Origin of the sequence: Flavobacterium cheongpyeongense (assembly GCF_003202435.1) — a bacterium.
GTDB classification, from domain to species: Bacteria; Bacteroidota; Bacteroidia; order Flavobacteriales; family Flavobacteriaceae; genus Flavobacterium; species Flavobacterium cheongpyeongense.
In genome coordinates, this window is the sequence record NZ_QJHK01000059.1 from 1 (window position 1) to 398 (window position 398).

A 398-nucleotide genomic window follows, 5' to 3' on the forward strand; every position below is an offset into this window, starting at 1 on the left:
CTGAAACATAAGCATATTTAGAATTGACTAATTTAATAGCCGTATTGTGCGTCCAGAAATACACTGTTCCGCCTAAGATATTACTATTATTGGCATTACCATACAAAAAATCATCTGCATTTATAGCTGAAGGATAAGGGTTTCCAATCAGGTAATATTTATCTTTATCCATATACTGGCTGCTGGTAATGTTTCCATTGTTGGGTTTACCGGTAAATGAAAGATTCTGAACATAGCTCGCCGTGTTCCAAAACTCTCCGTTAGGGTATAATACATTCGGTTCAGGAACACGAATGATATAACCGATACCTGGCTGCATTACACCTGAACTCAACTCTTCTTTCCAAACAGCTCCTGTATAAGAAAGGTATTTGTCCCAACGGGTATTAGGTGACAAA

At 37.7% G+C, this 398-nt stretch carries 1 pseudogene; it reads right to left on the reverse strand.

The features are described 5' to 3' along the window. A pseudogene (locus DMB65_RS22265) lies at positions 1 to 398 on the reverse strand (hypothetical protein); the annotation flags it as partial.